This window comes from Curtobacterium sp. MCSS17_005, from assembly GCF_003234225.2.
GTDB lineage: Bacteria > Actinomycetota > Actinomycetes > Actinomycetales > Microbacteriaceae > Curtobacterium > Curtobacterium flaccumfaciens.
The window spans coordinates 145,700-170,624 of the sequence record NZ_CP126258.1; the positions used below are offsets into that span (position 1 = coordinate 145,700).

General features: G+C 70.8%; 25 protein-coding genes and 3 tRNA genes. 13 read left to right on the top strand and 15 right to left on the bottom strand.

Annotated elements, in window-relative coordinates:
* The first annotated feature begins 20 nt into the window (after window positions 1-20).
* Genes DEJ20_RS00695 through DEJ20_RS00705 form a run of 3 tightly spaced genes read left to right on the top strand, consistent with a single transcriptional unit; the run spans window position 21 to window position 1,926 of the window.
* Window positions 21-710 carry a YceI family protein gene (locus DEJ20_RS00695; protein ID WP_111234411.1) on the top strand — a complete coding sequence of 230 codons (690 nt, stop codon included), beginning with the start codon at window positions 21-23 and terminating at the stop codon, window positions 708-710.
* A complete protein-coding gene (locus DEJ20_RS00700) occupies window positions 707-1,222 on the top strand; it encodes a sigma-70 family RNA polymerase sigma factor (RefSeq protein WP_071404491.1) in 516 nt (171 codons plus the stop codon). Before DEJ20_RS00695 ends, DEJ20_RS00700 begins: the two co-directional genes overlap by 4 nt.
* On the top strand, window positions 1,219-1,926 hold the full coding sequence (locus tag DEJ20_RS00705; RefSeq protein ID WP_111234410.1) for an anti-sigma factor: 708 nt from the start codon (window positions 1,219-1,221) through the stop codon (window positions 1,924-1,926). The genes DEJ20_RS00700 and DEJ20_RS00705 overlap by 4 nt, the downstream gene beginning before the upstream one ends.
* On the opposite strand, the gene DEJ20_RS00710 is transcribed toward DEJ20_RS00705, so the two are convergent.
* Complete coding sequence (locus tag DEJ20_RS00710) at window positions 1,923-2,402, bottom strand: MarR family winged helix-turn-helix transcriptional regulator (RefSeq protein ID WP_071245301.1); 480 nt, start codon at window positions 2,400-2,402, stop codon at window positions 1,923-1,925. The two genes, DEJ20_RS00705 and DEJ20_RS00710, sit on opposite strands and share 4 nt — an antisense overlap.
* A gap of 128 nt (window positions 2,403-2,530) precedes the next feature.
* On the opposite strand from DEJ20_RS00710, the gene DEJ20_RS00715 reads away from it, so the two are divergent.
* A complete protein-coding gene (locus DEJ20_RS00715; RefSeq protein ID WP_111234409.1) occupies window positions 2,531-6,100 on the top strand; it encodes a proline dehydrogenase family protein in 3,570 nt (1,189 codons plus the stop codon).
* Window positions 6,101-6,186: 86 nt separating this feature from the next.
* On the opposite strand, the gene DEJ20_RS00720 is transcribed toward DEJ20_RS00715, so the two are convergent.
* Genes DEJ20_RS00720 through DEJ20_RS00735 form a run of 4 tightly spaced genes read right to left on the bottom strand, consistent with a single transcriptional unit; the run spans window position 6,187 to window position 8,310 of the window.
* Window positions 6,187-6,384 carry a hypothetical protein gene (locus DEJ20_RS00720; RefSeq protein ID WP_035809337.1) on the bottom strand — a complete coding sequence of 66 codons (198 nt, stop codon included), beginning with the start codon at window positions 6,382-6,384 and terminating at the stop codon, window positions 6,187-6,189.
* A 10-nt stretch (window positions 6,385-6,394) separates the two neighbouring features.
* The gene (locus DEJ20_RS00725; RefSeq protein WP_111234408.1) at window positions 6,395-6,937 is read right to left on the bottom strand and encodes a dihydrofolate reductase family protein; all 543 of its coding nucleotides are present in this window, start codon (window positions 6,935-6,937) and stop codon (window positions 6,395-6,397) included.
* Between the two features lie 33 nt (window positions 6,938-6,970).
* Window positions 6,971-7,318, bottom strand: a complete 348-nt coding sequence (locus DEJ20_RS00730) for a hypothetical protein (RefSeq protein WP_111234407.1) — start codon at window positions 7,316-7,318, stop codon at window positions 6,971-6,973.
* A complete protein-coding gene (locus DEJ20_RS00735; RefSeq protein ID WP_027467045.1) occupies window positions 7,315-8,310 on the bottom strand; it encodes an SDR family oxidoreductase in 996 nt (331 codons plus the stop codon). The genes DEJ20_RS00730 and DEJ20_RS00735 overlap by 4 nt, the downstream gene beginning before the upstream one ends.
* A 99-nt stretch (window positions 8,311-8,409) precedes the next feature.
* On the opposite strand from DEJ20_RS00735, the gene DEJ20_RS00740 reads away from it, so the two are divergent.
* Window positions 8,410-9,063, top strand: a complete 654-nt coding sequence (locus tag DEJ20_RS00740) for a hypothetical protein (RefSeq protein WP_111234406.1) — start codon at window positions 8,410-8,412, stop codon at window positions 9,061-9,063.
* On the opposite strand, the gene DEJ20_RS00745 is transcribed toward DEJ20_RS00740, so the two are convergent.
* From DEJ20_RS00745 to DEJ20_RS00760, 4 genes are read right to left on the bottom strand one after another with little or no spacing between them, the layout of a single operon-like run.
* Window positions 9,035-9,796: a YqjF family protein gene (locus DEJ20_RS00745; RefSeq protein ID WP_220034960.1), complete on the bottom strand. Its 762-nt coding sequence runs from the start codon at window positions 9,794-9,796 to the stop codon at window positions 9,035-9,037. The genes DEJ20_RS00740 and DEJ20_RS00745 overlap by 29 nt on opposite strands.
* A complete protein-coding gene (locus tag DEJ20_RS00750; RefSeq protein WP_111234405.1) occupies window positions 9,793-10,626 on the bottom strand; it encodes a nitroreductase family protein in 834 nt (277 codons plus the stop codon). Before DEJ20_RS00750 ends, DEJ20_RS00745 begins: the two co-directional genes overlap by 4 nt.
* 3 nt (window positions 10,627-10,629) lie before the next feature.
* Window positions 10,630-11,010 carry a hypothetical protein gene (locus tag DEJ20_RS00755; protein ID WP_111234404.1) on the bottom strand — a complete coding sequence of 127 codons (381 nt, stop codon included), beginning with the start codon at window positions 11,008-11,010 and terminating at the stop codon, window positions 10,630-10,632.
* A 10-nt stretch (window positions 11,011-11,020) separates the two neighbouring features.
* Entirely contained in the window at window positions 11,021-11,458 is a 438-nt protein-coding gene (locus DEJ20_RS00760) for an Lrp/AsnC family transcriptional regulator (protein WP_017887694.1), read from the bottom strand.
* A gap of 246 nt (window positions 11,459-11,704) precedes the next feature.
* On the opposite strand from DEJ20_RS00760, the gene ddaH reads away from it, so the two are divergent.
* Window positions 11,705-12,613 (top strand): dimethylargininase, encoded by a 909-nt coding sequence (gene ddaH, locus DEJ20_RS00765; protein WP_111234403.1) that lies wholly within the window; start codon window positions 11,705-11,707, stop codon window positions 12,611-12,613.
* A complete protein-coding gene (gene rocD, locus DEJ20_RS00770; protein WP_111234402.1) occupies window positions 12,613-13,842 on the top strand; it encodes an ornithine--oxo-acid transaminase in 1,230 nt (409 codons plus the stop codon). The genes ddaH and rocD overlap by 1 nt, the downstream gene beginning before the upstream one ends.
* Before the next feature lie 119 nt (window positions 13,843-13,961).
* Here rocD and DEJ20_RS00775 read toward each other — a convergent pair whose 3' ends face one another.
* Together DEJ20_RS00775 and DEJ20_RS00780 are read right to left on the bottom strand one after the other, a co-directional pair.
* Window positions 13,962-14,954 carry an NAD-dependent epimerase/dehydratase family protein gene (locus DEJ20_RS00775; protein ID WP_111234401.1) on the bottom strand — a complete coding sequence of 331 codons (993 nt, stop codon included), beginning with the start codon at window positions 14,952-14,954 and terminating at the stop codon, window positions 13,962-13,964.
* Between the two features lie 58 nt (window positions 14,955-15,012).
* Window positions 15,013-15,642 carry a hypothetical protein gene (locus tag DEJ20_RS00780; RefSeq protein ID WP_146245133.1) on the bottom strand — a complete coding sequence of 210 codons (630 nt, stop codon included), beginning with the start codon at window positions 15,640-15,642 and terminating at the stop codon, window positions 15,013-15,015.
* A gap of 243 nt (window positions 15,643-15,885) precedes the next feature.
* Here DEJ20_RS00780 and DEJ20_RS00785 point away from each other — a divergent pair, with 243 nt between their 5' ends.
* Window positions 15,886-16,896 (top strand): aldo/keto reductase family protein, encoded by a 1,011-nt coding sequence (locus tag DEJ20_RS00785; RefSeq protein ID WP_071404504.1) that lies wholly within the window; start codon window positions 15,886-15,888, stop codon window positions 16,894-16,896.
* A 198-nt stretch (window positions 16,897-17,094) separates the two neighbouring features.
* On the opposite strand, the gene DEJ20_RS00790 is transcribed toward DEJ20_RS00785, so the two are convergent.
* From DEJ20_RS00790 to DEJ20_RS00800, 3 genes are all read right to left on the bottom strand, one after another.
* Window positions 17,095-17,167 (bottom strand) — tRNA-Phe (locus DEJ20_RS00790).
* Between the two features lies 1 nt (window position 17,168).
* A tRNA-Asp gene (locus tag DEJ20_RS00795) sits at window positions 17,169-17,245 on the bottom strand.
* 53 nt (window positions 17,246-17,298) lie between these two features.
* Window positions 17,299-17,371, bottom strand: a tRNA-Glu gene (locus DEJ20_RS00800).
* A 258-nt stretch (window positions 17,372-17,629) separates the two neighbouring features.
* Between DEJ20_RS00800 and DEJ20_RS00805 the strand changes: the two genes are divergently transcribed.
* Together DEJ20_RS00805 and DEJ20_RS00810 are read left to right on the top strand one after the other, a co-directional pair.
* The gene (locus DEJ20_RS00805; RefSeq protein WP_111234400.1) at window positions 17,630-18,907 is read left to right on the top strand and encodes a M23 family metallopeptidase; all 1,278 of its coding nucleotides are present in this window, start codon (window positions 17,630-17,632) and stop codon (window positions 18,905-18,907) included.
* 34 nt (window positions 18,908-18,941) lie between these two features.
* Window positions 18,942-20,411 carry a C40 family peptidase gene (locus DEJ20_RS00810; RefSeq protein ID WP_181431448.1) on the top strand — a complete coding sequence of 490 codons (1,470 nt, stop codon included), beginning with the start codon at window positions 18,942-18,944 and terminating at the stop codon, window positions 20,409-20,411.
* A gap of 230 nt (window positions 20,412-20,641) precedes the next feature.
* Here the strand turns inward: DEJ20_RS00810 and DEJ20_RS00815 are convergent, their stop codons facing one another.
* Window positions 20,642-21,133, bottom strand: a complete 492-nt coding sequence (locus tag DEJ20_RS00815; RefSeq protein WP_027467055.1) for an inorganic diphosphatase — start codon at window positions 21,131-21,133, stop codon at window positions 20,642-20,644.
* Between the two features lie 64 nt (window positions 21,134-21,197).
* On the opposite strand from DEJ20_RS00815, the gene tilS reads away from it, so the two are divergent.
* The 3 genes from tilS to ftsH all read left to right on the top strand — a co-directional run bounded on the left by tilS (window position 21,198) and on the right by ftsH (window position 24,925).
* Window positions 21,198-22,217: a tRNA lysidine(34) synthetase TilS gene (gene tilS / locus DEJ20_RS00820; RefSeq protein ID WP_111234399.1), complete on the top strand. Its 1,020-nt coding sequence runs from the start codon at window positions 21,198-21,200 to the stop codon at window positions 22,215-22,217.
* A 9-nt stretch (window positions 22,218-22,226) separates the two neighbouring features.
* Complete coding sequence (hpt, locus tag DEJ20_RS00825) at window positions 22,227-22,778, top strand: hypoxanthine phosphoribosyltransferase (protein WP_017887686.1); 552 nt, start codon at window positions 22,227-22,229, stop codon at window positions 22,776-22,778.
* Between the two features lie 158 nt (window positions 22,779-22,936).
* Window positions 22,937-24,925 carry an ATP-dependent zinc metalloprotease FtsH gene (gene ftsH / locus DEJ20_RS00830; protein ID WP_027467057.1) on the top strand — a complete coding sequence of 663 codons (1,989 nt, stop codon included), beginning with the start codon at window positions 22,937-22,939 and terminating at the stop codon, window positions 24,923-24,925.

The window sequence follows — 24,925 nt, forward strand, 5'->3', positions numbered from 1 at the left end:
GCCGTCTCGTCGTTGAGGGTATGGCACTCCGCAAACGCACCAAGGTCATCATCGGGATCTCCGCCTGCGTCGTCGTCGTGGCGGCAGCAGCCGTCATCGCCGGCCCGGTCATCTACGCGAACACCGTCAACGGCCAGGCCGCCGCAGCCCCCTCGCTGTCGGCGTCCTCGTCCGGCACCCTCGACGCGGAGGACGCCGACGGCACCTGGACCAGCACGAACAGCTCGTACGCCGGGTACCGGGTGCACGAGGTCCTGCAGGGGAACGATGTGAACGTGGTCGGACGCACGAAGGACGTCAAGGGCACCGCCGTCGTCGACGGCGGCTCCCTCACCAAGGCGACCGTCACCGTCCAGGTCGGCAAGATCAGCACCCCCGAAGCGGCCCGCGACGAGTACTTCCGCTCCACCGCGCTGCAGACCGACGAGTACCCGACGGCCACGTTCGAGCTGACGAAGCCCGTCGACGTCACGAAGGCGCTCGACGGTTCCACGCAGGACGTCACCCTGACCGGCACGATGGACCTGCACGGCGTCGAGAAGCCCGTCACGGCCGACGCCCAGGTCGCGGTCGGCAAGGGCGGGACCGTCCAGGTCGCCGGCACCGTGCCGATCACCTTCGCCGACTACGGCGTGGAGGCCCCCTCGCTCGGCTTCGTCACCGTGGACGGGAAGGGCTCCGTCGAGTTCTCCCTCGACCTCGGGAAGTGACCGTGACGAGTCGTTCCGCGGACGAGCTGCTCGCGACGCTGTACCGCGAGCACGGTGACGCGCTCACGCGGTACGTCCGGCACCTCACGCGGGACGGCTCGACGGTCGAGGACGTCGTGCAGGAGACGATGGTCCGCGCCTGGCAGCGCCCGGCCGTGCTCGAACGGGCACCCGACAGCGCACGGGCGTGGCTCTTCACGGTGGCGCGCAACCTGGTGGTCGACGACGCGCGGTCGGCACGCAACCGCCGTGAGCACGGCACTGAGCACCAGGTCGAACGGATCGAGTCGGACAGCACGGACGCCGTGCTGGACCGGATCGTGGTCGCCGACGCACTCGCGTCGCTGAGCCCGGACCACCGTCGCGTGGTGGTGGACGCGTACTGGCTCGGGCACACGGTGCCGGAGATCGCACGACGACACGACATCCCGGAGGGCACCGCCAAGTCGCGGTTGCACTACGGGCTGCGAGCCCTGCGGCTCGCACTGCAGGAACGAGGAGTGACCCGATGAGCGACGACCGGTACGCAGAGTGGGATGCGGCGTACGTCCTGGGGTCGCTCCCGGCGGACGAGCGGCTGGAGTACGAACGGCACCTCGAGACGTGCGACCGCTGTGCGGCCGCCGTCGCCGAGCTGGTCGGCTTGCCGGGGCTGCTCGGCAAGCTCCCGGCCGACCAGGCGATCGAGATCGCAGAACCGGACGGGAGGCCCGACACCCGTTCCGAGAGCGACCTCGCCTCGGTCGCGCACCGCGTCCGACACCGTCGCCGCCGTCGCCGGGTCTGGGTCGCCGCCACCGCGGGGCTCGCGGTGGTCGCCGCCGTCCTGGGTGGGCTCGCGGTCGGCGCAGCGGGGGAGCGCACCACCGTGCAGGCCGGTGCCGCTCCGACGGCAGCTGCCACCGCCGACCGCTACGACATGACCGGCGTGCAGGGACTCGACGTCCAGCTCGCCATCAGCGGCGAGCAGTGGGGCACCCGCTTCGACTGGGGGTGCTCGTACGGCGGCAAGGAGTGGTCGCCGGACCGGTCGATCCTCTACGACCTCGTCGTCGTCCGGACCGACGGCACGACGCAGACCGTGGGGTCGTGGACGGCTGCCGGCGCGGACGCCCGAGGGCTGTCGGCATCGACGGACATCCCGCGGGACGAGATCGAGAGCGTGCAGGTCCGGCTGCGCGGTGAGCGCGGCGCGCTCGCCGTCGTCACGCTCTAGCCGACGTCGGCCTCGTCCGAGGCGTCGTCGGGGCCGATGGCATCCTGGACGCGCGCACTGACGGACCGCAGCGTCTCGGCGTCGGTCCCCACGGGCCTCCAGAACAGGTCCTCGAGCGCACCGGTGTGCGCGCGGATGCCGGCGAGCACGGCGCGACGGCCGTCCGCGGTCATCACCACCCAGCTGCCGCGGGCGTCGCTCGGGCAGTCCGCCCGCTCGACCAGGCCGCGGGAGACCATCCGCGTGACCTGATGGCTGACGCGCGACTTCTCCCAGCCGATGCCCGCAGCGATGTCCCGGACGCGCAGACGGTGGTCGGGGTCGCGGTGCAGGCCGATCAGGATCTCGAACTCGGGGACGGAGATGCCGGCGCCCGCCTGGACGGCCCGGTCGAGCGCCCGGTCGAGTCGTCGCCAGACGTCGTGGTACGCGTCCCAGGTGGCCCAGTCGTGGCCACCGTTGCCCTCCGTCGACATGCCGACCAGCGTATCCACCGGGCGGACGGTCGGTCCGCGCAGCGACCCCTTTCATCCGCTCGGATGACTCCTGGCCGACGTACGGCGTGCTCCGAGGTCGCGTCGGACGTGCGGCATACGATCGGAGGATGCCGAGCGCTCGCCTCCAGGACACCACCGATGACGCCGTCGCGCTCGTGCGCCGGTGGCTGGCGGCGTCCGCCGGGGTGAAGCCCGACCCGGGTGCGGTCCGTCTAGCCGAGGTCCTGCGTGACGAGCAGGGCCTCGACTTCACCCGGGGGTTCGTGGACAAGGTCATCCGCCCCGAAGACCCCCGGGTGGCGGCACGCAACCTCGAGCAGCTGAGCCGTGACGTCCCCGACTTCCTCGCCTGGTACCTGCGCGGGGCGGTGACGCTCGGCGGTGGGTTCGCCACCATGGCGCCCTGGGCCGTGATCCCGACCGCACGCCGGATCCTGCGCCGGATGACCGGGCACCTGGTCATCGACGCGAGCACGAGCAAGCTCGGCCCGGCCCTCGCCAAGGTCCGCGCTCCGGGGACACGACTGAACGTGAACCTGCTCGGCGAAGCCGTCCTCGGCAGCGCCGAGAGCGACCGACGCCTGCAGGGCACCATGGACCTGCTCGCCCGCGACGACGTCGACCACGTGTCGATCAAGGTGAGCGCCGTCGTGCCGCAGACCTCGGCGTGGGCGTTCGACCAGACCGTCGAGCGCGTCGTCGACCGGCTCGTCCCGCTCTACCGCCTGGCCGCGGCACCGACGGCCTCCGGACGCCCCGCCAAGTTCATCAACCTCGACATCGAGGAGTACCGCGACCTCGACGTCACCCTGGCCGTGTTCCGGGCGCTGCTCGACCGTGACGAGTTCGCCGACCTGCCGGCCGGCATCGTGCTGCAGGCCTACTTGCCCGACGCCGCCGGAGCGCTCGACGCGCTGACCGCGTGGGCGCAGGAACGCCGGGCGCGCGGCGGTGCCCCGATCACGGTGCGGCTCGTCAAGGGCGCGAACCTCGCCATGGAGCACGTCGACGCGATCCTGCACGGGTGGCCCCTCGCCACCTGGGGCAGCAAGCGCGAGACCGACACCGCCTACCTCCGGATGCTCGACACCGCGTTGACGCCGGAGCGCACCGACGCCGTGCGGATCGGGGTCGCCGGGCACAACCTGTTCGACCTCGCCACCGCGTGGGTGCTCGCCCAGCGCCGTGGGGTCACCGACGCCGTCGACGTCGAGATGCTGCTCGGCATGGCGTCCACCCACGCCCAGGCCGTCCGGGCCGACGTCGGGCAGATCCTGCTCTACACGCCCGTCGTGCAGCCGGACGAGTTCGACTCGGCCATCGCGTACCTGGCCCGTCGCCTGCAGGAGAGCGCGAGCCCCGAGAACTTCATCGCCGCCGCAGCCGACGTCGACCACGACGCCAGCGTCTTCGAGCGGGAGCACAGCCGGTTCCTGGCGTCCGTCGCCGCACTCGACGAGCCCGTCCCCACCACCCACCGCACGCAGGACCGCCACCGCGCGCTCGGCGAACCCGTCCTGCGCGACGCGTTCCGCAACGCCCCCGACACCGACCCGTCCATCGCCGCGAACCGGGCCTGGGCACTCGACGTCCTGCGTCGGGTGCCGCGCTCGCAGCTCGGCGCGCAGACGATCCGCGGTGCGAAGGTCGCCGACCGCTCCAAGCTCGAGCGGATCATGGCGCGCACCGCCCAGGCCGGCGTGAACTGGGGGCGGCAGGACCCGTCCGACCGTGCCGAGCTCCTCGACCTCATCGGGCACGAACTCGAGACCCGCCGCGCCGACCTGATCGAGGTGATGGCCGCCGAGACGGGCACGACCTTCGCCGAGGCCGACGCCGAGGTGACCGAGGCCGTCGACGCCGCCCACTACTACGCCGAGAGCGCCCGCCGCCTCGTGGACGTCGAGGGCGCGCAGTACGTGCCGCCGCGGCTGACCGTCGTCGTGCCGCCGTGGAGTTCCCCCGTCGCGATCCCCGCCGGTGGGGTGCTGGCGGCGCTCGCCGCGGGCAGCGGTGTCGTGCTCAAGCCCGCGCCCGAGGCCAAGCGGTCCGGGGCCGTGCTCGCCGACGTGCTCTGGGACGCCGGGGTGCCGCACTCGCTGCTGCAGCTCGTCGACCTGGCCGAGGACGAACTCGGCCGCGACCTCATCGGCCACCCCACGGTCGACCGCATCATCCTGACCGGTTCGTCCGACACCGCCCGCTCGTTCCGCTGGTGGCGTGCCGGACTGCCGCTCACCGCCGGGACGAGCGGCAAGAACGCCATCGTCGTCACGCCGAGCGCCGACCTCGACCTGGCGGTGCAGGACATCGTGCAGTCCGCCTTCGGGCACGCCGGGCAGCAGTGCTCGGCGGCGTCCCTCGTGATCCTCGTCGGGTCGGTGGGTGAGAGCGAACGCTTCCAACGGCAGCTCGTCGACGTCACCCGCACGCTCCGGGTCGCGTGGCCCGACGACCCCACGGCGCAGGTCGGCCCGCTCATCGCCGAACCGCAGGGCACGCTCCGCCAGGGGCTGACCGAGCTCGGGCCGGGGGAGTCCTGGCTCGTGCAGCCCGAGGCGGTCGACGACTCCGGCCGGCTCTGGTCGCCGGGCATCCGCGACGGCGTCCGACCCGGCAGCGACTTCCACCAGACCGAGTACTCCGGCCCGGTGCTCGGCATCATGCGCGCCGAGACCCTCGAGCAGGCCATCGCCATCCAGAACGGCACCGACTTCGGGCTGACGGCGGGCATCCACTCGCTCGACGTCGACGAGGTGTCCGAGTGGCTTGCCCGCGTCCGCGCCGGCAACCTGTCCGTCAACCGCGGCATCACCGGTGCCGTCGTGGGACGCCAGCCGTTCGGCGGCTGGAAGGGTTCCTCGGTCGGCACCGGCACCAAGGCCGGCGGCCCCATGTACGTCGCGACGCTCGGCCGTTGGCTGCCCACGCCACGCACCGTGCACAAGAGCATCCAGCTGCACGGCCTGCCTCCGCGCGTCACCGCGGTGATCGAGGCCGCGCGCAGCGGGCTGTCGTTCGAGGAGTTCGACCGCGTCCGCGCCGGAGCCCTGAGCGACGTGCATGCACGAGAGACCCTCTTCCGGTCGCGGGACCTGTCCGGGCTCGTGGTGCAGCGGAACGTGCTGCGCCACCGACCCCAGTCCGTCATCGTGCGCCAGGCCGAGGACGCCCCGACCGTGGACCTCGTCCGGACGCTCGTCGCCGCGACCTCGGCACGCGCGCACGTCCTGCTCAGCACGGCTCGGCCGCTTCCCGGCCCGCTCACGCAGCTGCTGGCGTCGAACCGGTCGCCGCTCGACGTCGTCGACCACCTGGTCGAGTCCGACCAGGAGTTCCACGCCCGCGCATCGTCGGGAGCCGTGTTCCAGGCGGACTGGTCCACCGACCAGGACGACCAGCCCGTCGACGCGCTCGAGGCCGTGTTGTCACAGGGGCAGGACCGGCCGGCGCACACGGCGTTCGGTGGTCCCGGTGCCCGGATCCGGTTGCTCGGCGGGGACCCCCTGGCCCTCGAAGAAGCCCTGGGTGCGAGCATCGACGTCGCGATCCATGACGCCCCCGTGGTCGAGGCCGGCGTGATCGAGATGCTGCCGTACCTGCGCGAGCAGTCGGTGTCGATCACAGCGCACCGGTTCGGCGACGTCGACAGCGACTTCTCCGGGCTGCGCGTCTAGGCGTTCGCGCGTTCCGCTTCGTGAGCAGCAGAGGTCGGGTTCCCAGACGGGACCCGACCTCTTCTGCTCACGAAGTGACCCGAGGATCAGTCCTCGGCGTCACCCGCGTCTTCGTCCTCGACGCCGGTCTCGTCCATGCGGTCCCGCAGGTGGTCGGCCATCGCGCCGGCACCTTCACCGGCGTGGTCGTGGTCGACCTGCTCGATCAGGCCCTGCAGCTTCTCGTGGTTCGTGGCATCGGTGGCGCCGTCCATGACGGGCTCGGTCTGCTCGTTGTCGCTCATGCTCCGGACGCTACGCCGCGGTTGCTGCGGAACGGTAGTGGAGCTCGACCGCCCCGCCGTCGAACTGCGTGGTGCCGACGAGCTCGAACACCGGGGTCGGGGCCGCCACCGGCAACAGCGGTGCGCCGGCGCCGAGCGCGACCGGCATCACGGTGACCCGCAGCTCGTCGAGGAGCCCCGCCTGCTGGTACTGCGCCGCGAGCAGCCCGCCGCCGACGACCCACACGTCACGGTCACCGGCCGCGCGCTCGAGGTCGGCCTGGTGGTCGCCGACCTCGCCGGAGACGAACCGCACGTCGGCGCCGTCCGGCACCGGCAGGGTCCTCGAGGTGAACACCCACGTCGGCACGTCCGGGTAGGCCCAGGTGTCGTCGTGGGTCAGCAACCACTCGTACGTGGTCGACCCCATCGCGATCGCACCGACGCCCGCGAAGAACCGGTCGTGGTGCTCCTGGAACGGCTCGAAGCCGAACTGCAGCAGCCAGCCGAGGTCGTCGTCGGGTGCGGCCACGAACCCGTCGAGCGACGAGGCGACCGAGTAGATCGTGCTCATGTCGGGGGACGCTACCGAGCACCCCCGACAGGATCAGCGTCGGCGCTGCCCGCGACCGACCGCGGCGGCCTCGGCGACCGCCAGGACCGTCGCGATCCACAGCTGGTCGACGGCGAACCGACGGCGGTGGGGGTCGGCGACCGCGAGCGGCACCATGGTCACACCGTGCAGCGCGTCGACGACGGCGCTCAGGGTGTGCGCGTTCCCGGTGCCGGAGCGCGTGACGAGCAGCGCCTGCGCCAGCTGCCGGACACCGAGCACGCCGTGCAGGACCGCCTGCTCCCGGCCGCGCAGGGCGCGACTCAGGTGCCACAGCCCGAGTCCGGCCCGACCGATCTCGACCAGCGAGGGCGCTGCCAGCCCGGATCCCCGGCGGCTCATCGTCGGCGTCCCGCGACGAGTGCAGCGGCCCCGGCGGCACCGAGCACGGCCCCGATGATGCCGTTGCCGACCCGGCGGTGCTCCACCCACCAGGTCTGCGGCGACCAGGCGTGGGCGGACTCGTCGAAGACCCCGTGCGCACCGTGGTCGCCCGGCACCGGCTCGTACAGGTTGTCCCGCATCTCGAGGCCGTCCTTGTCGGGGGCCTGCTGCCCGTCGACCAGGGTCTTGGCGGCGTACCAGTCGGCGAAGCGCCCGCTGATCCGGTTGCCGAGGATCGTGTAGACCGTCGACTCGCCCACCCAGGTGCGGCTGCGCGGCCGCTCGGCGACGGCGGCGATGGCGCGGGCGCCGACCTCGGGCTGGTAGATCGGGGCGACCGGCTGCGGGTGGTGCGGCAGCTTCGACTTCACCCACTGGAACTGGATCGTGTTGAGGGCCGGCATGTCCACGCGGGACACCTTGACCTTGCTGCCCTGTTCGCGCAGCTCGGAGACGACGGACTCGGTGAACCCGACGATCGCGTGCTTCGCGCCGCAGTACGCGGCCTGCAGCGGGATCCCACGGAACCCGAGCGCCGAACCGACCTGGATCACGTGCCCACGACCGCGGGGGACCATCCGCGACAGTGCCGACCGGGTGCCGTTCACGAAACCGAGGTAGGTCACGTGCAGCGCCCGCTCGAAGTCCTCCGGGGCGGTGTCGAGGAACTTCCCGAACACCCCGACCATCACGCCGTTCACCCACAGGTCGATCGGTCCGAGCTCCCGCTCGACCCGGTCGGCCGCGGCCTCGACGGCGTCGCGGTCGGAGACGTCGGCGACCAGGGCCAGGCCGCGGCGCCCGGCTGCCTCGACCTCGGCGACGGCGGCGTCGACGCCCTCCTGCCCGCGGGCCAGGACGGCCACGTCCCACCCCCGTGCGGCGAGCTCCCGGACGGTCGCCCGTCCCAGCCCTGCGGATCCACCGGTCACCACTGCCACTCGAGTCATGGCTCCCTTGTACCTGCGCTCGGCCGTGCACCACTCAGCCGCTGTCCCCCGAAGTCGCCGTACCGAACGACGCACGCACCGATCGGACATCATGGCCAGGTGGAGACCCGAGACCCCGATACCGACGACCCCGCCGAGGAGGCGCCGCCCGGTTGGGTGCTCAACACACCGACCCGGCCGCTCGAGGTCTGGACGTACCCGGTCCTCGCGCTGCTCCTCGCCGCCGCACACGTCGTCGTCGGTGTCGTTCTCGGTGGCGCGCTCGCCCTCGTCGTCGGAGTGTCGGCTGCGATCATCATCACCTTCGGCGCCGTCGCCCTGTTCATCACCGGTCGGCATGCGTACGACGAACAGACGCGTGTTGCCTCGTGGCGGAGCCACGTGACCCGCGTGGTCGTTGTTGCGACGGCTGCTGTCGTCGTCGCGATCACCAGCTCGTTGGTCGGGTCACGATTCGGCCTGCTCGTCGGCGTCGGGGCCGCGGTGGGGCTGTACACGACCGCGCGCGCGGCGCCGCGGTTCGATCACCTCGTAGCCGCATGGGCTTCTACGACCGTCGCAGTCGCGTGCGCGACCCTCGCCGTCGTCGGACTCACCGTCGAGAGCGTGCCGGAGTCCCTGCGTGCCGCCTGGATCGCCAGCGCCGTGTTCGCACTGTTCGCGACCCTGCTGGCCGCCGGCCAGTTCCGGATCGCCGCCCGCACACCACCCGGCCAGGAACCCTTCAGCGCCCCCAACCGAACCGCGTCGTGACCCCCGGCGAGTAGAGCACTGAGTCCGGCTCGAGCTCGGTCAGCCCGAAGGGCAGCCCGGCCGCTCCGACCAGGTCGTCCCGCAGCGACACCACCGAGGCCCGGTGCAACGGCCACGACTCGTGCTCGTTCGGCCAGAACCGCGTCCGTCCGGCGCGGTGCACGTGCATGCCCCACCGCGCGGTCAGGAACGTCTCGAGGGGCCCCGGCTCGTCGAGCACCTCGCCCACACGGACGTCGAGCATCGACCGCAGGTGGGTGCCGTGCCGCCGCATCGCGTACCCGACGCGGCCGTCACCGCTGCGCGACTCCGCGATCGCCCACCGGTACGGCAGGCCGGTCGCGACGCGCGCACCGATGGTGGGCAGGAGCTTGCCGGCGTCGAGCGACAGGAACACCACCCCGCGTTGCCCCTGCTCGTCGACCGTGTAGACGCGGACGTTCAGCTCGACGAAGTCGCCGATGCTCCCGGTCGAGAACGGCGGGAACCGGGTGTCCTCGAACCGGAACGCGATGAGGCCCACCCAGGTGGTCACCCCGTCGTCCGTACCGTCGAGCGCCATCGTGTCGGGCCGCGTGCCGGCCGGCAGCAGCGGGGCCACCGCCGACACGTCGACGCGCCAGTGCACGAAGACGACGTCGAGCCAGTCCTGCGAGATCCAGGGGCGGCCCGGCAGGCCGGGGGCGACGGCCTGGAGGCCCGGGGTGCTCTGGGTGGGTCGGGTGTCGGTCACGATGTGGTCGCCTCCGGTTCGATGTGGGCTGCGACGGGCGCGTCGTCCCACCCCTGCTGCGGGGTGTCGCAGGTGCCGCGGAACACGTACTGCGAGGGACGCTTCCGCTCGCTCGACGTCCAGTCGATGGCCGGCCGTCGTCGTTCCGGGGGCAGGTACCCGATCCGGTAGACGGCCATCAGCTCGAGCGACTCGGGCACGCGGAGCAGTCCCTCGATCTCCTCCCACGCGCCGGGGGTCTCCATCGGGAAGGACACGAACTGGATCCCCAGGCCGAGCTCGGTCGTCGCGAGCCAGATGTTCTCCATCGCCGCGCCCATGCTGAACACCGAGTAGAAGCCGGACAGCTCCTCCTTCCGGTACTCGTGGCGGTCGAGCATCACGCCGAGCAGCAGCGGTGACCCGGCGACGAGCTTCCGGTTCTCCTCACCCAGGGTCTGCGGCACCCGGAGCGTGTTCATGAGCAGCTGCCCGCGCTTCGTGAACACCTGCTTCGTGAACGGCCGCAGCGGCCCGGGGAGCTTGTCGAACAGCATGCCGTCGCGCCGCTCGTCCATCTCGGCCTTGGAGAACCGGAAGTACGGCTTGTACCGCTCGAAGAACGTGCCCTCGGCCATGGTGCGGGTCATCGAGCTGCCGCTGATCTCGGCGACGCGGTCGATCGTCTGGCGTTCCTCGATCAGCACGAATCGCCACGGCTGGCTGTTGAGCTGCGACGGCGCCCGGCCGGCGAGCTCCATGAGCAGCCGCTGGTGCTCCTCGGACACCGGGTCGGGCAGGAACGGCCCGTTCGTCGTGCGTCGTCGTCGGATGGCCTCGAACAGCTCCACTGCTCACCTCTCTGATCGCCTGCGGGCGAGCACGGCCCCCAGGTAGGACGGTGCGGCGGCGACCGCGACCTTCCAGTGTGCTCCGGAGCGCGGGTTCGTGCGTGGAGCGACCGCCAGCGGGACGAGTGCCGGCAGCAGGAACAGTGCGGTGCGGTCGCGCGTCCACGCGGGGGTCGTCGCGGCGACGCCGGTCAGGGTCGCGGTCACGACGAACAGGCCGTGGTGCACGACGCGGAGCTTCTTCGTGCGGATCAACCGCACGGCGACCGCGGTGCCCCACAGACAGTTCGCGACGTAGGCGACGCTCGCAGCGGTGACCAGCTGCCGGGCCGGGCGCGATCCCGTGGGCGGTGATCCGCGCCTCCCGGCCGTCTTCCGTCCCATGCGTGGGACGTTACGCGGTCTCTCGACTGACGAGCTTGGAGAGCACGATCGCGGAGCGGGTGTGGTCGACCTGGGGTGCGAGGCGCACCTTGTCGAGCGCCTCCTCGAGCGCGGACAGGTCCTTCGAGCGCATGTGCACGACGGCGTCGGCGCTGCCGGTGACCGTGCCGGCGTCGATGACCTCGGGGACGGTGTCGAGCAGGGCACGCAGCTCGTCGGGCGAGACGGTGCCGCGGCAGTAGAGCTCGACCCAGGCCTCGGTGCCGCGGTCCTCGACGGCGGGGTCGACCTTGATCGTGAAGCCCTGGATGACGCCGTCACCGACCAGCCGGTCGACGCGGCGCTTGACGGCCGAGGCCGAGAGTCCGACCACCGACCCGATGTCGCCGTAGCCGGCGCGGGCGTTGTCCCGGAGCTGATCCAGGATGCGGTGGTCGAGCGTATCCATTTGTCCCCATCGTACGCGGAGTTGTTGCGAGGCCGGTGGGTCTGGCGCACGAAACGTGCGTCACCCGAACGGGTGTCATGGTCCCGCAGGCGGGGGACTGCACTCGTCGGACGGTTCATGCCAGACTTCTGAGTGGCGTCGACCTGGTCCGCTGCGGTGAGTGAGCCTGCATCTCACCGGAGCTCTTCTCCTCGTTCCGTTTCGGTTCCTGGCAGGCTCGGGCCCCGGTCCCTTCCAGGAGGACTGATGTCGAACACCGCACCCGCCCCCGAGTCCGTCGCCACCCCGGCCCGTGTCGCCACCAAGCGCACGATCCTGATGTGCAAGCCGGACTTCTACACCGTGAGCTACCGGATCAACCCGTGGATGCACCCGGAGGAGCCGACCGACACGTCGAAGGCCGTCGAGCAGTGGGAGTCGCTCGTCGCCGTCTACGAGCAGCTCGGCTTCGACATCTCGTACATCGACCCGATCGACGGCCTGCCGGACATGGTCTACGCGGCCAACGGCGGGTTCGTCCTCGACGGCATCGCGTACGGCGCGAAGTTCCAGTACCCCGAGCGCCAGCCCGAGGGCCCCGCGTACATGGACTGGTTCCGCCAGGCTGGTCTGACCGTCGCCGAGCCGGAGCAGACCAACGAGGGCGAGGGTGACTTCCTGCTCATCGGGGACACCATCTTCGCCGGCACCGGCTTCCGGTCGGACAGCACCTCGCACGACGAGCTCGCGAAGATCTACGGCCGCGAGGTCGTCACGCTCAAGCTCATCAACCCGAGCTTCTACCACCTCGACACCGCCATCGCCGTGCTCGACCCCGAGCCCTCCGTCGACGGGACGAGCAACATCGCCTACCTGGAGAGCGCCTTCGACGAGCCGTCGCTGGCGATCCTGCGCGAGCGCTTCCCGGACGCGATCATCGCCACCGAAGAGGACGCCGCGATCCTCGGCCTGAACTCGTACTCCGACGGGTACAACGTCGTGATCGCCGCCCGGGCTGTTCGGTTTGCCGAGCAGCTGCGCGAGAAGGGCTACAACCCGATCGGCGTCGACCTGTCCGAGCTGCTGCTCGGCGGTGGCGGCGTGAAGTGCTGCACGCTCGACCTGCACCCGGTCGGCACCGGTACCTCGGTCGCGCGTTCGCTCGGGGTCAGCTGATGTCGGCGGCAGCGTCGCTCGGGCTCAACACCGCGGCGGCGCTCGCCGTCGAGGACCGCGCCCTCGCGCACAACTACAGCCCCCTGCCCGTCGTCATCGCGTCGGGTGCCGGAGCAACCGTCACCGACGTCGACGGCAAGCAGTACCTGGACGGCCTCGCCGCGTACTCGGCGGTGAACTTCGGCCACGGCAACCCGCGGCTGCTCGACGCCGCGCGGGCGCAGCTCGAGCGGGTGACGCTCACGAGCCGCGCGTTCGTGAACGACCAGCTCGGGCCGTTCGCGGCAGCACTGGCGGCGTTGACGGAGACCGAGATGGTCCTGCCGATGAACACCGGTGCCGAGGCCGTCGAGTCCGCGATCAAGGTGTCCCGCGCCTGGGGGTACCGCGTCAAGGGCGTGCCGGCCGAGCGGGCGACGATCATCGTCGCGTCCGGCAACTTCCACGGCCGCACCACGACGATCATCTCGTTCTCGGACGACCCATCGGCCCACGATGACTTCGGGCCGTTCACGCCCGGCTTCCGCACGGTGCCGTACGGCGACGCTGCGGCTCTGCGCGAGGCGATGGACGAGACCGTCGTCGCCGTGCTGCTCGAGCCGATCCAGGGCGAGGGCGGCGTGGTCATCCCGCCGGAGTCCTACCTTCCCGACGTCCGCGCGGTCTGCGACGAGTTCGGTGCGCTGTTCATCGCCGACGAGATCCAGTCCGGCCTCGGTCGCACCGGACACACGCTCGCGGTGCAGCGCATCGGGGTCCGCCCCGACCTCATCACGCTCGGCAAGGCCCTCGGCGGCGGCATCGTGCCGGTGTCGGCGGTCGTCGGTTCAGCTGCCGTCCTCGGGGTCCTGCGCCCCGGCGAGCACGGTTCGACCTTCGGCGGCAACCCGCTTGCCGCAGCCGTCGGCGCCGAGGTCGTGGCGATGCTCGGAGAGGGCACCTTCCAGCAGCGGGCCCTCGACGGCGAACCGCTGTTGCGCGGCCTGCTCGACGACCTGCTCGGCAAGGGTGTCGTCTCGCACCGGGTCGCCGGACTCTGGGCGGGGATCGACATCGACCCCGCGCTCGGCACCGGCAAGGCGATCTCGAAGGACCTCGCCGACCGCGGGCTCCTGGTGAAGGACACCCACGGGTCGACGATCCGCTTCGCGCCGCCCCTCGTCGTCACCGACGACGAGCTGCGTTTCGCGATCGGGACCCTGGCCGACGTGCTCGCGGCGCGCGCCTGACGGGCTCGCGCGCCCGCGCCGCGCGCTCGCCTGCGCTCGCACGCGCTTCGCGAGTTTCGTGAGCAGAAATGGTCGGGTCGCCACACGGCACCCGACCATTTCTGCTCACCAAGCGCGACTCACACGGCCCAACGCGCCGCCAGCTCGTCCATCAGGGCGTCGAGCCGCTCGTCGACGACCTGCTCCTCGGGGTGCGCCTCGTACCAGGCGATGACCTCGCGCACACCCTGCCGGTAGGTCGTGCGCGGCCGGTACCACGGCACGAGCGACCGGACCTTGCTGTTGTCGAACACCGAGCTGTTCGCCTTGTCGCCGAGCAGCGCCGCGCCCCACTCGGGGTCGACGGCGTTGATCGCGTCCGCCGGCACGTGCACGATCCGCAGGTCCTCGACCCCGGCCGCCGCCGCGATCTCGTGCGCGATGGCGTTCCACGTCGGGGCTTCGTCGCTCGTGATCGTGAAGGGCTCACCGATCGCCTCGGCCCGGTCGAGCAGCCCCGTGAACCCGACCGCGAAGTCACGGCTGTGCGTCAGGGTCCACAGCGAGGTGCCGTCGCCGGTGATGATGACCGGCTTGCCGGCACGCATCCGAGCGACCGCGGTCCAGCCGCCGGTCAGCGGCAGCTTCGTCTCGTCGTAGGTGTGCGACGGCCGCACGATCGTCACCGGGAAGTCCTGCTCCCGGTACGCCTCCATCAGCAGCTCCTCGCACGCGATCTTGTCGCGCGAGTACTGCCAGTACGGGTTCTTCAGCGGCGTCGACTCCGTGATCGGCAGGTGCGTCGCCGGCGTCTGGTACGCCGAGGCCGAGCTGATGAACACGTACTGCCGCGTCCGCCCGGCGAAGAAGTCGACGTCGGCCTGCACCTGGTCCGGCGTGAAGGCGATCCAGTTCACGACCACGTCGAAGCGCTGGTCGCCGAGTGCGTCCGCCAGTGCGCTGCGGTCCGACACGTCGGCCTGGAGGCGCGTCACACCCTCCGGGATCGGCCTGCCCCCGGTGGTCCCCCGGTTGAGCACGGTCACGTCGAACCCCCGCTCGACGGCTTCCCGGACGCAGGCGGCGCTGATCACGCCGCTCCCGCCGATGAACAACACGCTCGCTCCGGTCATGGATGCTCCCTCGCTCTCCGCGGCGCAGCCCTGCGCCGAACCCCTCCGATCCTGCCCCTCAGATGCTGGGTCGGGCACCGAGCACCGTGCCGAGCATCGTCACGTCCTGTGCCCAAGCCGCGGCGCCGGGGTGGATCCATCCGAGCAGTTCGATCGCGTAATCGTGGTCCCGCCGAAGATCACGCCCATGGATCGGCTCGTGGTGCGCGGCGCGGTTCCGCACGAAGTGCAGTTGCTGCATACGTGTCCGAACCTCGCGCTGGCGAGTCAGCGCATCCGCCGGGCCGTGTGGGAACGCGCGGTGGAGTGCCGGTGTCCACAGGGCCGTCAGGTAACGAGACTCGAACAGGTACCGCCAGAACCCGAAGCTCAGTTCGGCGACGACTCGCCCGTGCACTTCTGCTCGTTTCCCCCCTCGCGTGGCACGTCGTCGCGCGACGACCAGATCGTTCTTGCCTTGGGCGTCGAGGGGAACGACGTCGAGCCAGGATGAGCCGGGGTGACGAGCAGTTGCCCAAGCGCAGAGCTGCACGTCTGCGGCGTTGCGCACCACGATCTCGACCGCCCCGGTCAGCTCCATCACGGCAGCTGCAGCTCGCATGTTCCATTCGTAGAGCCCGACAGCGCGTGCGTCGTCGGGCACAGCGTGGAAGTAGGAACGAAGGCGTTCCCGGGTCAGCAGGTCCACTACGTCCGCCGGCTCCACGCGACCTCCAGTTGACATCGAACGCTCGCCCCGTAAACTCATATATTGAAGACCCCGGAACGATCACTGGCTCAGGCCACATCGCCGGGGTTTCGTCTTTGCCGACCGTTTCTGAAACATCAGCGTACAGCGCCGCGCCGCCTTGCCGAGTGCGCGCCGACGACGTCGGACTACCGTCACGGTTCGGGTCGCACCGACGCGCCCCACGACAGGAGTGACACGCACATGGAGTACCGCTACCTCGGCAACTCGGGCCTCAAGGTCTCCGAGATCACCTACGGCAACTGGCTCACCCACGCATCCCAGGTCGAGAACGACGCGGCGATCGCCTGCGTCAAGGCAGCCCTCGAGGTCGGCATCTCGACGTTCGACACCGCCGACGTCTACGCCAACACCGGCGCGGAGACGGTCCTCGGCGAAGCGCTCAAGGGGGAGCGGCGCCAGTCCCTCGAGATCGCCACGAAGGTGTTCGGGCCGACCGGTCCGAAGGGCCACAACGACACCGGACTGTCCCGCAAGCACATCCTCGAGTCGATCGACGGCTCGCTGCAGCGGCTGCAGACGGACTACGTCGACCTGTACCAGGCGCACCGCTACGACCACGAGACCCCGCTCGAAGAGACGATGCAGGCCTTCGCGGACATCGTGCGCCAGGGCAAAGTCCTGTACGTCGGCGTCAGCGAGTGGACCGCGGACCAGCTGCGTGCGGGGGCGGCGCTCGCGAAGGACCTCGGCTTCCAGCTCATCTCGAACCAGCCGCAGTACTCGGCGCTGTGGCGGGTCATCGAGGACGAGGTCGTCCCCACCTCGAAGGAACTCGGCATCTCGCAGATCGTCTGGTCGCCGATCGCCCAGGGTGTGCTCACCGGCAAGTACAAGCCGGGTCAGCCCCTGCCCGAGGGCTCCCGCGCGACCGACGACAAGGGTGGCGCGGACATGATCAAGCGGTTCATGCGCGACGAGGTGCTGTCCTCGGTGCAGGAGCTGCAGCCGGTCGCCGACGAGCTGAACCTGTCCATGGCGCAGCTCGCGGTCGCCTGGGTCCTGCAGAACGAGAACGTCGCCTCGGCGATCATCGGGGCCTCGCGTCCGGAGCAGGTGCACGACAACGCGGGCGCTGCCGGCGTCACGATCCCCGCGGAGCTCATGTCGCGGATCGACGATGCCCTGGGCGCCGTGGTCGAGCGCGACCCGGCGAAGACGAACGACAGCAGCCCGAAGACGCGCGAGGCCTAGTCCCAGAAGCCGGCGTGCGGAGGCGACCCGCGCCTCCAGGCCGTCGGCGACCCGGCACGAACGCAAGCCGCACAACCGAAGTCACCCCGAACTGCGCCGCTGCGTGGTTCGGGGTGACTTCGGTTGTGCGCGGCGACCGACGTCACACCGCTCAGACAACGGAAAAGGCCCCCTGCCGAAGCAGGGGGCCTTCACCGGTGGCTGGACACGGCATCGATCCGTGGACCTTTCGATTTTCAGTCGAACGCTCTACCAACTGAGCTATCCAGCCGTGGCGACCCTGACGGGACTTGAACCCGCGACCTCCGCCGTGACAGGGCGGCACGCTAACCAGCTGCGCTACAGGGCCATATTGAATTGCTGTGGTGTTGTTCAGTACTACTTGCTCGCTCACTCAAGGAGTGACCCCAACGGGATTCGAACCCGTGCTGCCGCCGTGAAAGGGCGGTGTCCTAGGCCACTAAACGATAGGGCCGCAAGCAGTGCATCGCGCTACCGATGGACAAGCATACGGATGCCCCCCGGGTTTCACAAATCCGACCCCGCCAACCGTGCATCCCCGGCGTGTCGCGCCGTCAGCGCACGGGTCTCCGATGCTTCCGGTGCGAGCATCGTCGGCGGCCGCACCCCTCGCCCGAGGGGCTGTCGAGCCTGCGACCCGTGTTGTTACTGTTGCACCTGTTAACAGTGTTACGTGCGTGAGCCTTGCCGCGCTGTTACGAAATCGAGATACATGTCGACCTCCACTCCCTTCTCCCTCCGCACCCGCAGCCGCCTGATCGCCGCCGCGGTCGCCGTCGCGCTCACGGCCGGCACGCTCGCGGCCCTCGCCCCGACGTCGTCCGCCAGCGCTGCGAGCTACCCCAGCTGGGACGAGGTGCAGCGGGCGAAGTCGTCGACCAGTGCCCAGCAGGCCAAGGTCAGCGAGATCAAGTCGCTCATCTCGTCGCTGAAGAGCGAGGCGGCTGCCAAGCAGAAGGCCGCACAGGCCGCGGGCGAGGCATACCAGGCCGCGCAGAACAAGTACGACGAGGCGACGCTCAAGCAGAAGAAGTTCCAGTCGCAGGCCGACGACGCCGAGCAGACCGCCGCGCGGTCCGAGGAGCAGGCCGGTCAGCTCGCGGCACAGCTCGGTCGCACCAGCGGTGACGACGTGACGACGGACATCCTCACGCACCCGTCCGACTCCGGAGACCTGCTCTACGAGCTCGGCGCCATGTCGAAGCTCAGCGAGCAGTCCGAGGGCATCTACGCGCAGGCCTCGCAGGACCGCGGTGTGGCCCAGGGCCTCGCCGACAAGGCCGACCGCGCCAAGCAGGCCCTCGGGGACCTGGCCGACGCCGCACAGTCGAAGATGCAGCAGGCCCAGGGTGCCGCCGACGCCGCACAGACCGCGGTCGACGCCCAGAACGACAACGAGTCCCGGCTCGAGGCGCAGCTGACCGCGCTCACCTCGAAGCAGCGCGGCGTCGAGGCCGACTACCGCAAGGGCGTCGCCGCCGAGAAGGCCCGCCAGGCCCGCCTCGCAGCAGCCGCCGCGAAGGCAGCAGCCAAGGCCGCGGCGACCAGCCAGGGCGGCACCGGCGGCGGCAGCGCCAACCCCGCTGGGTGGGTCCGACCCGCGGGCGGGTTCCAGACCAGCCCCTACGGCTACCGCGTCGACCCCTACACGCACGTCAGCGCCCTGCACGCCGGCGTCGACCTGGCCCCGGCCTGCTACGCCCCGATCTACGCGGCACACGACGGCACCGTCACCTTCGCCGGCAACGGCGGCGGGTACGGCAACGAGGTCATCCTCGACAACGGCGGCGGCATCTCCACCGCGTACGGCCACGTCGTCGACGGCGGGATCATGGTCACCGCCGGCCAGCACGTCACCGCGGGACAGCAGATCGCCAAGATCGGCTCGACCGGCTGGTCGACCGGGTGCCACCTCCACTTCGAGACCCGGATCAACGGCGCTGCCGTCGACCCGGTCCCCTTCATGGCGGCGCGGGGGATCTCGGTATGAGCATCAGCGCCACCAGAAGGCGTCGACCCACGTCATGACCACCTCCGCTCGCTCGTTCTCCTGCGGCATCGCGACCATCGCCGTGCTCGGCATCGGCCTGTCGGTCGTCATCGCCGGACCGGCGCAGGCCGCACCCTCGGGTCCGTCGTGGGACGACGTCAAGGCCGCCAAGTCCGATGCGGCCGACGCCCAGCAGACGGTCGACGAGCTGAGCGACCGGCTCGGCACGCTGCAGGACGCCGCCGACCAGGCCGGTGTCGCCGAGCAGCAGGCCGGGCAGGCGTACGCCCTCGCGGCGTCGCAGCAGCAGGAGGCGAAGGACACCCTCGCCGACCTGTCCGCGCAGTCGAAGCGTGCGAAGGCCCGGGCGGACGACTCTGCCGGCCAGGTCGCCGGGCTCGTGGTCGAGTTGTCCCGCACGGGCGGCGGCGACCTGTCGACGACCATGCTCATGGACTCGTCGGACTCGAAGGACCTGCTCTACCGCGTCGGCACGATGTCGCACCTGTCCGAGCGCTCCGCGACCGTCCTGGCGGAGGCACGCGCCGATCAGAAGACCGTCGAGTCCCTGGCCGCCCAGCAGTCCGCGGCCGAGAAGGCCCTGAGCAAGGCGACCGAGGCGACGAAGACCACCTTCGCGACGGCCAACGACGTGGCCGCAGGCGCCCAGGCCCGGGTGCAGAAGGAACAGGACCAGCAGGCCGAGGTCCTGCGCCAGCTCGCGTACCTGAAGGGCACGAGCGTCGCGACGGAGACCGCGTACTGGAGTGCGCAGCAGGCGAAGGCGGCCGCGGCCGCCATCGCCAAGCAGACGGGCGACGCCGGTACCGGGAACGGCTCCGGCACCGGGAACGCCACCGGCGGCGGCACGAGCGGTGGCAACACCGGCAACACGGGCGGCACCGGCAGCACCGGCGGCGGGACCTCCACTCCGGCCGTCCCGAGCACGCCGTCCAAGCCCAGCACCCCGTCGAACCCCGGCACCCCCGCGAAGCCGAGCACCCCGAGCAAGCCGAGCACCCCCAGCACGCCGAGCAAGCCAGCACCCGCCCCGGCTCCGGCTCCGGCGCCCGCTCCGGCCCCCGCACCGGCACCGGCCCCGAGCAGCCCCTCGAAGGCTGCCGGCGCGATCTCCTACGCCCGCGGGCAGCTCGGCAAGGCGTACGTCCTCGGTGGCGCCGGCCCGAACACGTGGGACTGCTCCGGCCTCGTGATGATGGCCTACAACTCGCAGGGCATCGCGACCGGTGGGCACAACGTCGTCTGGCAGTACAACTACTTCAAGTCGATCGGCCGCCTCGTCCCGCTGTCCCAGCGCCAGCCCGGCGACATCCTGTTCTACTCGTCGAACGGCACGGCCTCGGGGGCGTACCACGACTCGATCGTGACGAGCTACGGCACCATGGTCGAGGCCGCCCGCCCCGGCGTCGGCGTCGTCGAGCGCGCGATCTGGCTGCCGAACCAGCTCATGCCGTACGTCGCCCGCCCGAGCGGATCCCTGTAGCCCGCTCCCGGTGTGCCCGTTCTTTCCCAGAGCGGCTGCGGTAGCAAGCGAGATCGGGCGTACCTGCACGGATCAACGCACCAGGTACGCCCGTTTCCACCAGGTGCGCCTCCGCACGCCGCGCCGCCCGCGCACGCCACGCCCCGCGCGACAGCAGCCCACCACGCACGACACAGAACGGCGCCCGCCCTCCGGATGGAGAGCGGGCGCCGTTCGTCGTCAGGGGATCGTCAGTGCGAGCCGGGCACGTACGCGGCCTGACCGGCCTGCACGATGCGCTCGGCCTCGGCAGCGTCGCCCCAGCCCTCGGCCTTGACCCACTTGTTCGGCTCGAGGTCCTTGTACCGCTCGAAGAAGTGCGCGATCTCGGCCTTCGTCTGCTCCGGCACGTCCGAGATGTCCTGGATGTGTGCCCAGCGCGGGTCCTTGGCGGGGACGACGAGGACCTTCTCGTCGTTGCCGGCCTCGTCGCTCATCTTGAAGACGCCGACGGGGCGGACCTTGACGCCGACGCCGGGGAACGTCGGGAACTCGAGCAGCAGCAGCGCGTCCACGGGGTCACCGTCGTCGGCCAGGGTCTTCTCGAAGAACCCGTAGTCGGTGGGGTAGACGAACGAGGTGAACAGCACGCGGTCGAGGTAGACGCGACCGGTCTCGTGGTCCACCTCGTACTTGTTGCGGCTGCCCTTGGGGATCTCGACGACGACGTCGTACGCGGCCATGTTGCGCTCCTGTGTCTGCTTCGGGGACTGTCGTGTGTTGCGAAAGCGCGGCTAACGTTACCGGGTGAACTCTCCGCGTCCCCGGCTCGACCCCGCCGTCGCCGAGACCCGCCTGGCCGTCCGCGACCTGCTCGCCGCAGCCGTCGACGACGGCGTGCTCGCCGCAGGCGACCTGGTCCTCGTCGCACTGAGCGGCGGACCGGACTCCCTCGCCCTGGCGGCGGCCACCGCGTTCGAAGCGGGCAAGCAGGGTCTGCGGGCCGGGGCAGTGGTCGTCGACCACGCGCTCCAGGCGGGCTCCGAGGCGGTCGCGAGCCGCGCCTCCCGGCAGGCATCCGAGCTGGGACTCGACCCGGTGACGGTCCGCAGGGTCACGGTCGGCTCCGACGGTGGTCCGGAAGGCGCCGCCCGGGAGGCCCGCCACGCGTCGATCGCCGAGGTCGCGGCCGCCACCGGGTCACCCCTGGTGCTGCTGGGCCACACCCTGGACGACCAGGCCGAGACCGTGCTGCTCGGCCTGCTGCGCGGCAGCGGGCCGGACAGCCTGTCCGGCATGCAGCCACTCGCCCGCCGCGACGGCGGTCCGGCCTACGGCCGGCCGCTCCTGTCGGTCCGGCGCAACGCGACCCGGCAGGCGTGCGCCGCAGCGGGGCTGGCGCCGTGGCACGACCCGCAGAACGACGATCCCGCGTACGCACGGGTGCGGGTGCGGAACACCCTGCTGCCGGTGCTCGAACGGGAGCTCGGTGCCGGGGTGCCCGAGGCCCTGGCCCGCACGGCCGACCAGCTGCGCGAGGACTCCGCTGCTCTGGACCACTTCGCCGAGGAGATCGCGGAGGACATCGCCGAGCACTCCGAGGCGGGCATCTCGCTGTCGGTGCGGGCGCTCGGGGCGAACCCGCCGGCGCTCCGGCAGCGACTCGTGCGCCTGGCGGTGGAGAGCGAGTTCGGGGTGACGCTGTCGCGCGTGCAGACGCTCGAGGTCTGCCGGCTCGTCACGGACTGGAGCGGACAGGGCCCGATCGACCTGCCGGGCGTCCGTGCCACGCGGACCGGCGACCGCATCGAGTTCAGCGCCGGTTAGGCTGGCGTGGTGGAACTCTCCGACGTCCAGGCAGACCTGTCCGAAGTGCTCTTCACCCCCGAGCAGATCGACGAGAAGCTCGCCGAGCTCGCGGCGGTCGTCGACGCCGACTACGCGGGCCGCGACCCGCTGCTCGTCGGGGTGCTCAAGGGTGCCGTCATGGTGATGGCGGACTTCTCGCGCCACCTCAAGATGCAGGCGCGGATGGACTGGATGGCGGTGTCGTCGTACGGCTCCGGCACGAAGTCGTCCGGCGTGGTGCGGATCCTCAAGGACCTGGACACCGACCTGCACGGCCGCGACGTCCTGATCGTCGAGGACATCATCGACTCCGGTCTGACCCTGTCGTGGCTCAAGCAGAACCTGCAGTCCCGTGGTGCCGCGAGCGTCGAGATCGTCGCCCTGCTGCGCAAGCCCGAGGCCGCCAAGGTCGAGGTCGACGTGAAGTACGTGGGCTTCGACATCCCCGACGCCTTCGTGGTCGGGTACGGCCTGGACTACGACGAGCGCTACCGCAACCTGCGCGGCGTCGGCGTCCTCGCTCCGCACGTCTACTCCTGACGGGCGGCCCGCCGCGCTCGGGTCGCACTCGGCCGACTCTGGCCCGGGGGTGAGTTCGCCCGCAGAGGACACCCATTCTCGCCACAGAATCGCGGCCGTATGCTGACCTGCACGCAACTTCGGCAGAGAAAGGTGTCGGGCACTCGCGCCCGGATCACATGAACTTCAAGCGCATCTTCCGCGGCCCGTACCTCTACGTGCTGATCGCGCTGGCGGGCATCTTCATCGGCTGGAGCGTCATCAGCCAGGGCAGCACGCAAGAGATCGACACCCAGAAGGGTCTCGAGCAGCTCTCCGATGACAAGGTCTCGTCCGCGACCATCAACTCCACCGAGCAGCGGGTCGACCTCGTCCTGAAGGACGGCGACAAGCAGGAGCAGTTCTACTACTCCACGCCACGCGGCGAAGAGGTCGTCCAGGCCGTCAACGACGCCAACCTGCCGGACGGCTACAACGACCGCGTCGCCCAGGGCAACTGGTTCCTGTCGCTGCTCGGCATCCTGCTGCCGTTCCTGATCATCGGTGCCCTGTTCTGGTTCCTGCTCTCGAGCGCCCAGGGTGGCGGCTCGAAGGTCATGCAGTTCGGCAAGTCGAAGGCCAAGATCAACAACAAGGAGAACCCGCAGGTGTCGTTCGCCGACGTCGCGGGTGCCGACGAGGCGATCGAGGAACTGCACGAGATCAAGGAGTTCCTCAAGGAGCCCGCGAAGTTCCAGGCCGTCGGGGCGAAGATCCCGAAGGGCGTGCTGCTCTACGGCCCTCCCGGAACCGGCAAGACCCTGCTCGCCCGCGCCGTCGCGGGAGAAGCCGGCGTGCCGTTCTACTCGATCTCCGGTTCGGACTTCGTCGAGATGTTCGTCGGTGTCGGTGCGAGCCGTGTCCGTGACCTCTTCGAGCAGGCCAAGGCGAACTCGCCGGCCATCGTCTTCATCGACGAGATCGACGCCGTCGGTCGTCACCGTGGTGCCGGCATCGGCGGTGGCAACGACGAGCGCGAGCAGACGCTGAACCAGCTCCTGGTCGAGATGGACGGCTTCGACGGCAAGACGAACGTCATCCTCATCGCCGCGACGAACCGTCCCGACGTGCTCGACCCCGCGCTCCTGCGCCCCGGCCGCTTCGACCGCCAGATCGGTGTCGACGCCCCGGGTCTCGCCGGCCGCAAGCAGATCCTCGAGGTGCACGCGAAGGGCAAGCCGCTCGCCGCGAGCGTCGACCTCGAGCTGCTCGCCCGCAAGACGCCGGGCTTCACCGGTGCCGACCTGGCGAACGTCCTGAACGAGGCAGCCCTGCTGACCGCCCGTTCGAACGCGCAGCTCATCGACAACCGTGCCCTGGACGAGGCCGTCGACCGCGTGATGGCCGGCCCGCAGCGCCGGACCCGGATCATGTCCGACCAGGAACGCCTGATCACCGCGTACCACGAGGGCGGCCACGCCCTGGCGGCAGCGGCGATGCGGCACACCGACCCGGTCACGAAGATCACGATCCTGCCCCGCGGCCGTGCCCTCGGCTACACGATGGTGCTCCCGCTCGAGGACAAGTACTCGGTCACCCGCAACGAGCTCCTCGACCAGCTCACCTACGCCATGGGTGGTCGCGTCGCCGAGGAGATCGTGTTCCACGACCCCACCACGGGCGCCTCGAACGACATCGAGAAGGCCACCGGCACCGCCCGCAAGATGGTCACCGAGTACGGCATGAGCCAGGCCGTCGGGTCCGTCAAGCTCGGGTCCGGTTCGAGCGAACCGTTCGTCGGTCGTGACATGAGCGGTGGCACCGGTCGCGACTACTCGGAGACCATCGCCCAGACGGTCGACGCCGAGACCCGTGCCCTGCTCGAGGCCGCGCACGACGAGGCCTACCAGGTGCTCAACGACAACCGCGACATCCTCGACCGCCTGGCCGGCGAGCTCCTCGAGAAGGAGACGCTCGACGCCCCGGAGCTCGTGGAGATCTTCAAGGACGTCCGCAAGCTGCCGGAGCGCCCGCAGTGGCTCTCCAGCGACAAGCGCCCGGTCAGCAACCTGCCCGCGATCGACGTGCCCGGCAAGGCCGCCTCGACCGCAGCGGACCCGTCGGACTCCGAGTCGACCTCGAAGACCCGTCGTCGCCCGTTCGGCAACCCGGGTATCGCCCCCGCGTAG

Excerpts from the sequence above, each read along its gene's own strand:
- DEJ20_RS00810 (WP_181431448.1), top strand. The coding sequence starts at position 18,942 with ATGACCACCTCCGCTCGCTCGTTCTCCTGCGGCATCGCGACCATCGCC.
- DEJ20_RS00735 (WP_027467045.1), bottom strand. The coding sequence starts at position 8,310 with ATGACTCGAGTGGCAGTGGTGACCGGTGGATCCGCAGGGCTGGGACGG.
- ddaH (WP_111234403.1), top strand. The coding sequence starts at position 11,705 with ATGTCGAACACCGCACCCGCCCCCGAGTCCGTCGCCACCCCGGCCCGT.
- rocD (WP_111234402.1), top strand. The coding sequence starts at position 12,613 with ATGTCGGCGGCAGCGTCGCTCGGGCTCAACACCGCGGCGGCGCTCGCC.
- DEJ20_RS00775 (WP_111234401.1), bottom strand. The coding sequence starts at position 14,954 with ATGACCGGAGCGAGCGTGTTGTTCATCGGCGGGAGCGGCGTGATCAGC.
- DEJ20_RS00705 (WP_111234410.1), top strand. The coding sequence starts at position 1,219 with ATGAGCGACGACCGGTACGCAGAGTGGGATGCGGCGTACGTCCTGGGG.
- ftsH (WP_027467057.1), top strand. The coding sequence starts at position 22,937 with ATGAACTTCAAGCGCATCTTCCGCGGCCCGTACCTCTACGTGCTGATC.
- DEJ20_RS00725 (WP_111234408.1), bottom strand. The coding sequence starts at position 6,937 with ATGAGCACGATCTACTCGGTCGCCTCGTCGCTCGACGGGTTCGTGGCC.
- DEJ20_RS00785 (WP_071404504.1), top strand. The coding sequence starts at position 15,886 with ATGGAGTACCGCTACCTCGGCAACTCGGGCCTCAAGGTCTCCGAGATC.
- DEJ20_RS00695 (WP_111234411.1), top strand. The coding sequence starts at position 21 with ATGGCACTCCGCAAACGCACCAAGGTCATCATCGGGATCTCCGCCTGC.
- DEJ20_RS00760 (WP_017887694.1), bottom strand. The coding sequence starts at position 11,458 with ATGGATACGCTCGACCACCGCATCCTGGATCAGCTCCGGGACAACGCC.
- DEJ20_RS00710 (WP_071245301.1), bottom strand. The coding sequence starts at position 2,402 with ATGTCGACGGAGGGCAACGGTGGCCACGACTGGGCCACCTGGGACGCG.
- DEJ20_RS00715 (WP_111234409.1), top strand. The coding sequence starts at position 2,531 with ATGCCGAGCGCTCGCCTCCAGGACACCACCGATGACGCCGTCGCGCTC.
- DEJ20_RS00720 (WP_035809337.1), bottom strand. The coding sequence starts at position 6,384 with ATGAGCGACAACGAGCAGACCGAGCCCGTCATGGACGGCGCCACCGAT.
- DEJ20_RS00805 (WP_111234400.1), top strand. The coding sequence starts at position 17,630 with ATGTCGACCTCCACTCCCTTCTCCCTCCGCACCCGCAGCCGCCTGATC.
- DEJ20_RS00755 (WP_111234404.1), bottom strand. The coding sequence starts at position 11,010 with ATGGGACGGAAGACGGCCGGGAGGCGCGGATCACCGCCCACGGGATCG.
- DEJ20_RS00730 (WP_111234407.1), bottom strand. The coding sequence starts at position 7,318 with ATGAGCCGCCGGGGATCCGGGCTGGCAGCGCCCTCGCTGGTCGAGATC.
- DEJ20_RS00815 (WP_027467055.1), bottom strand. The coding sequence starts at position 21,133 with ATGGCCGCGTACGACGTCGTCGTCGAGATCCCCAAGGGCAGCCGCAAC.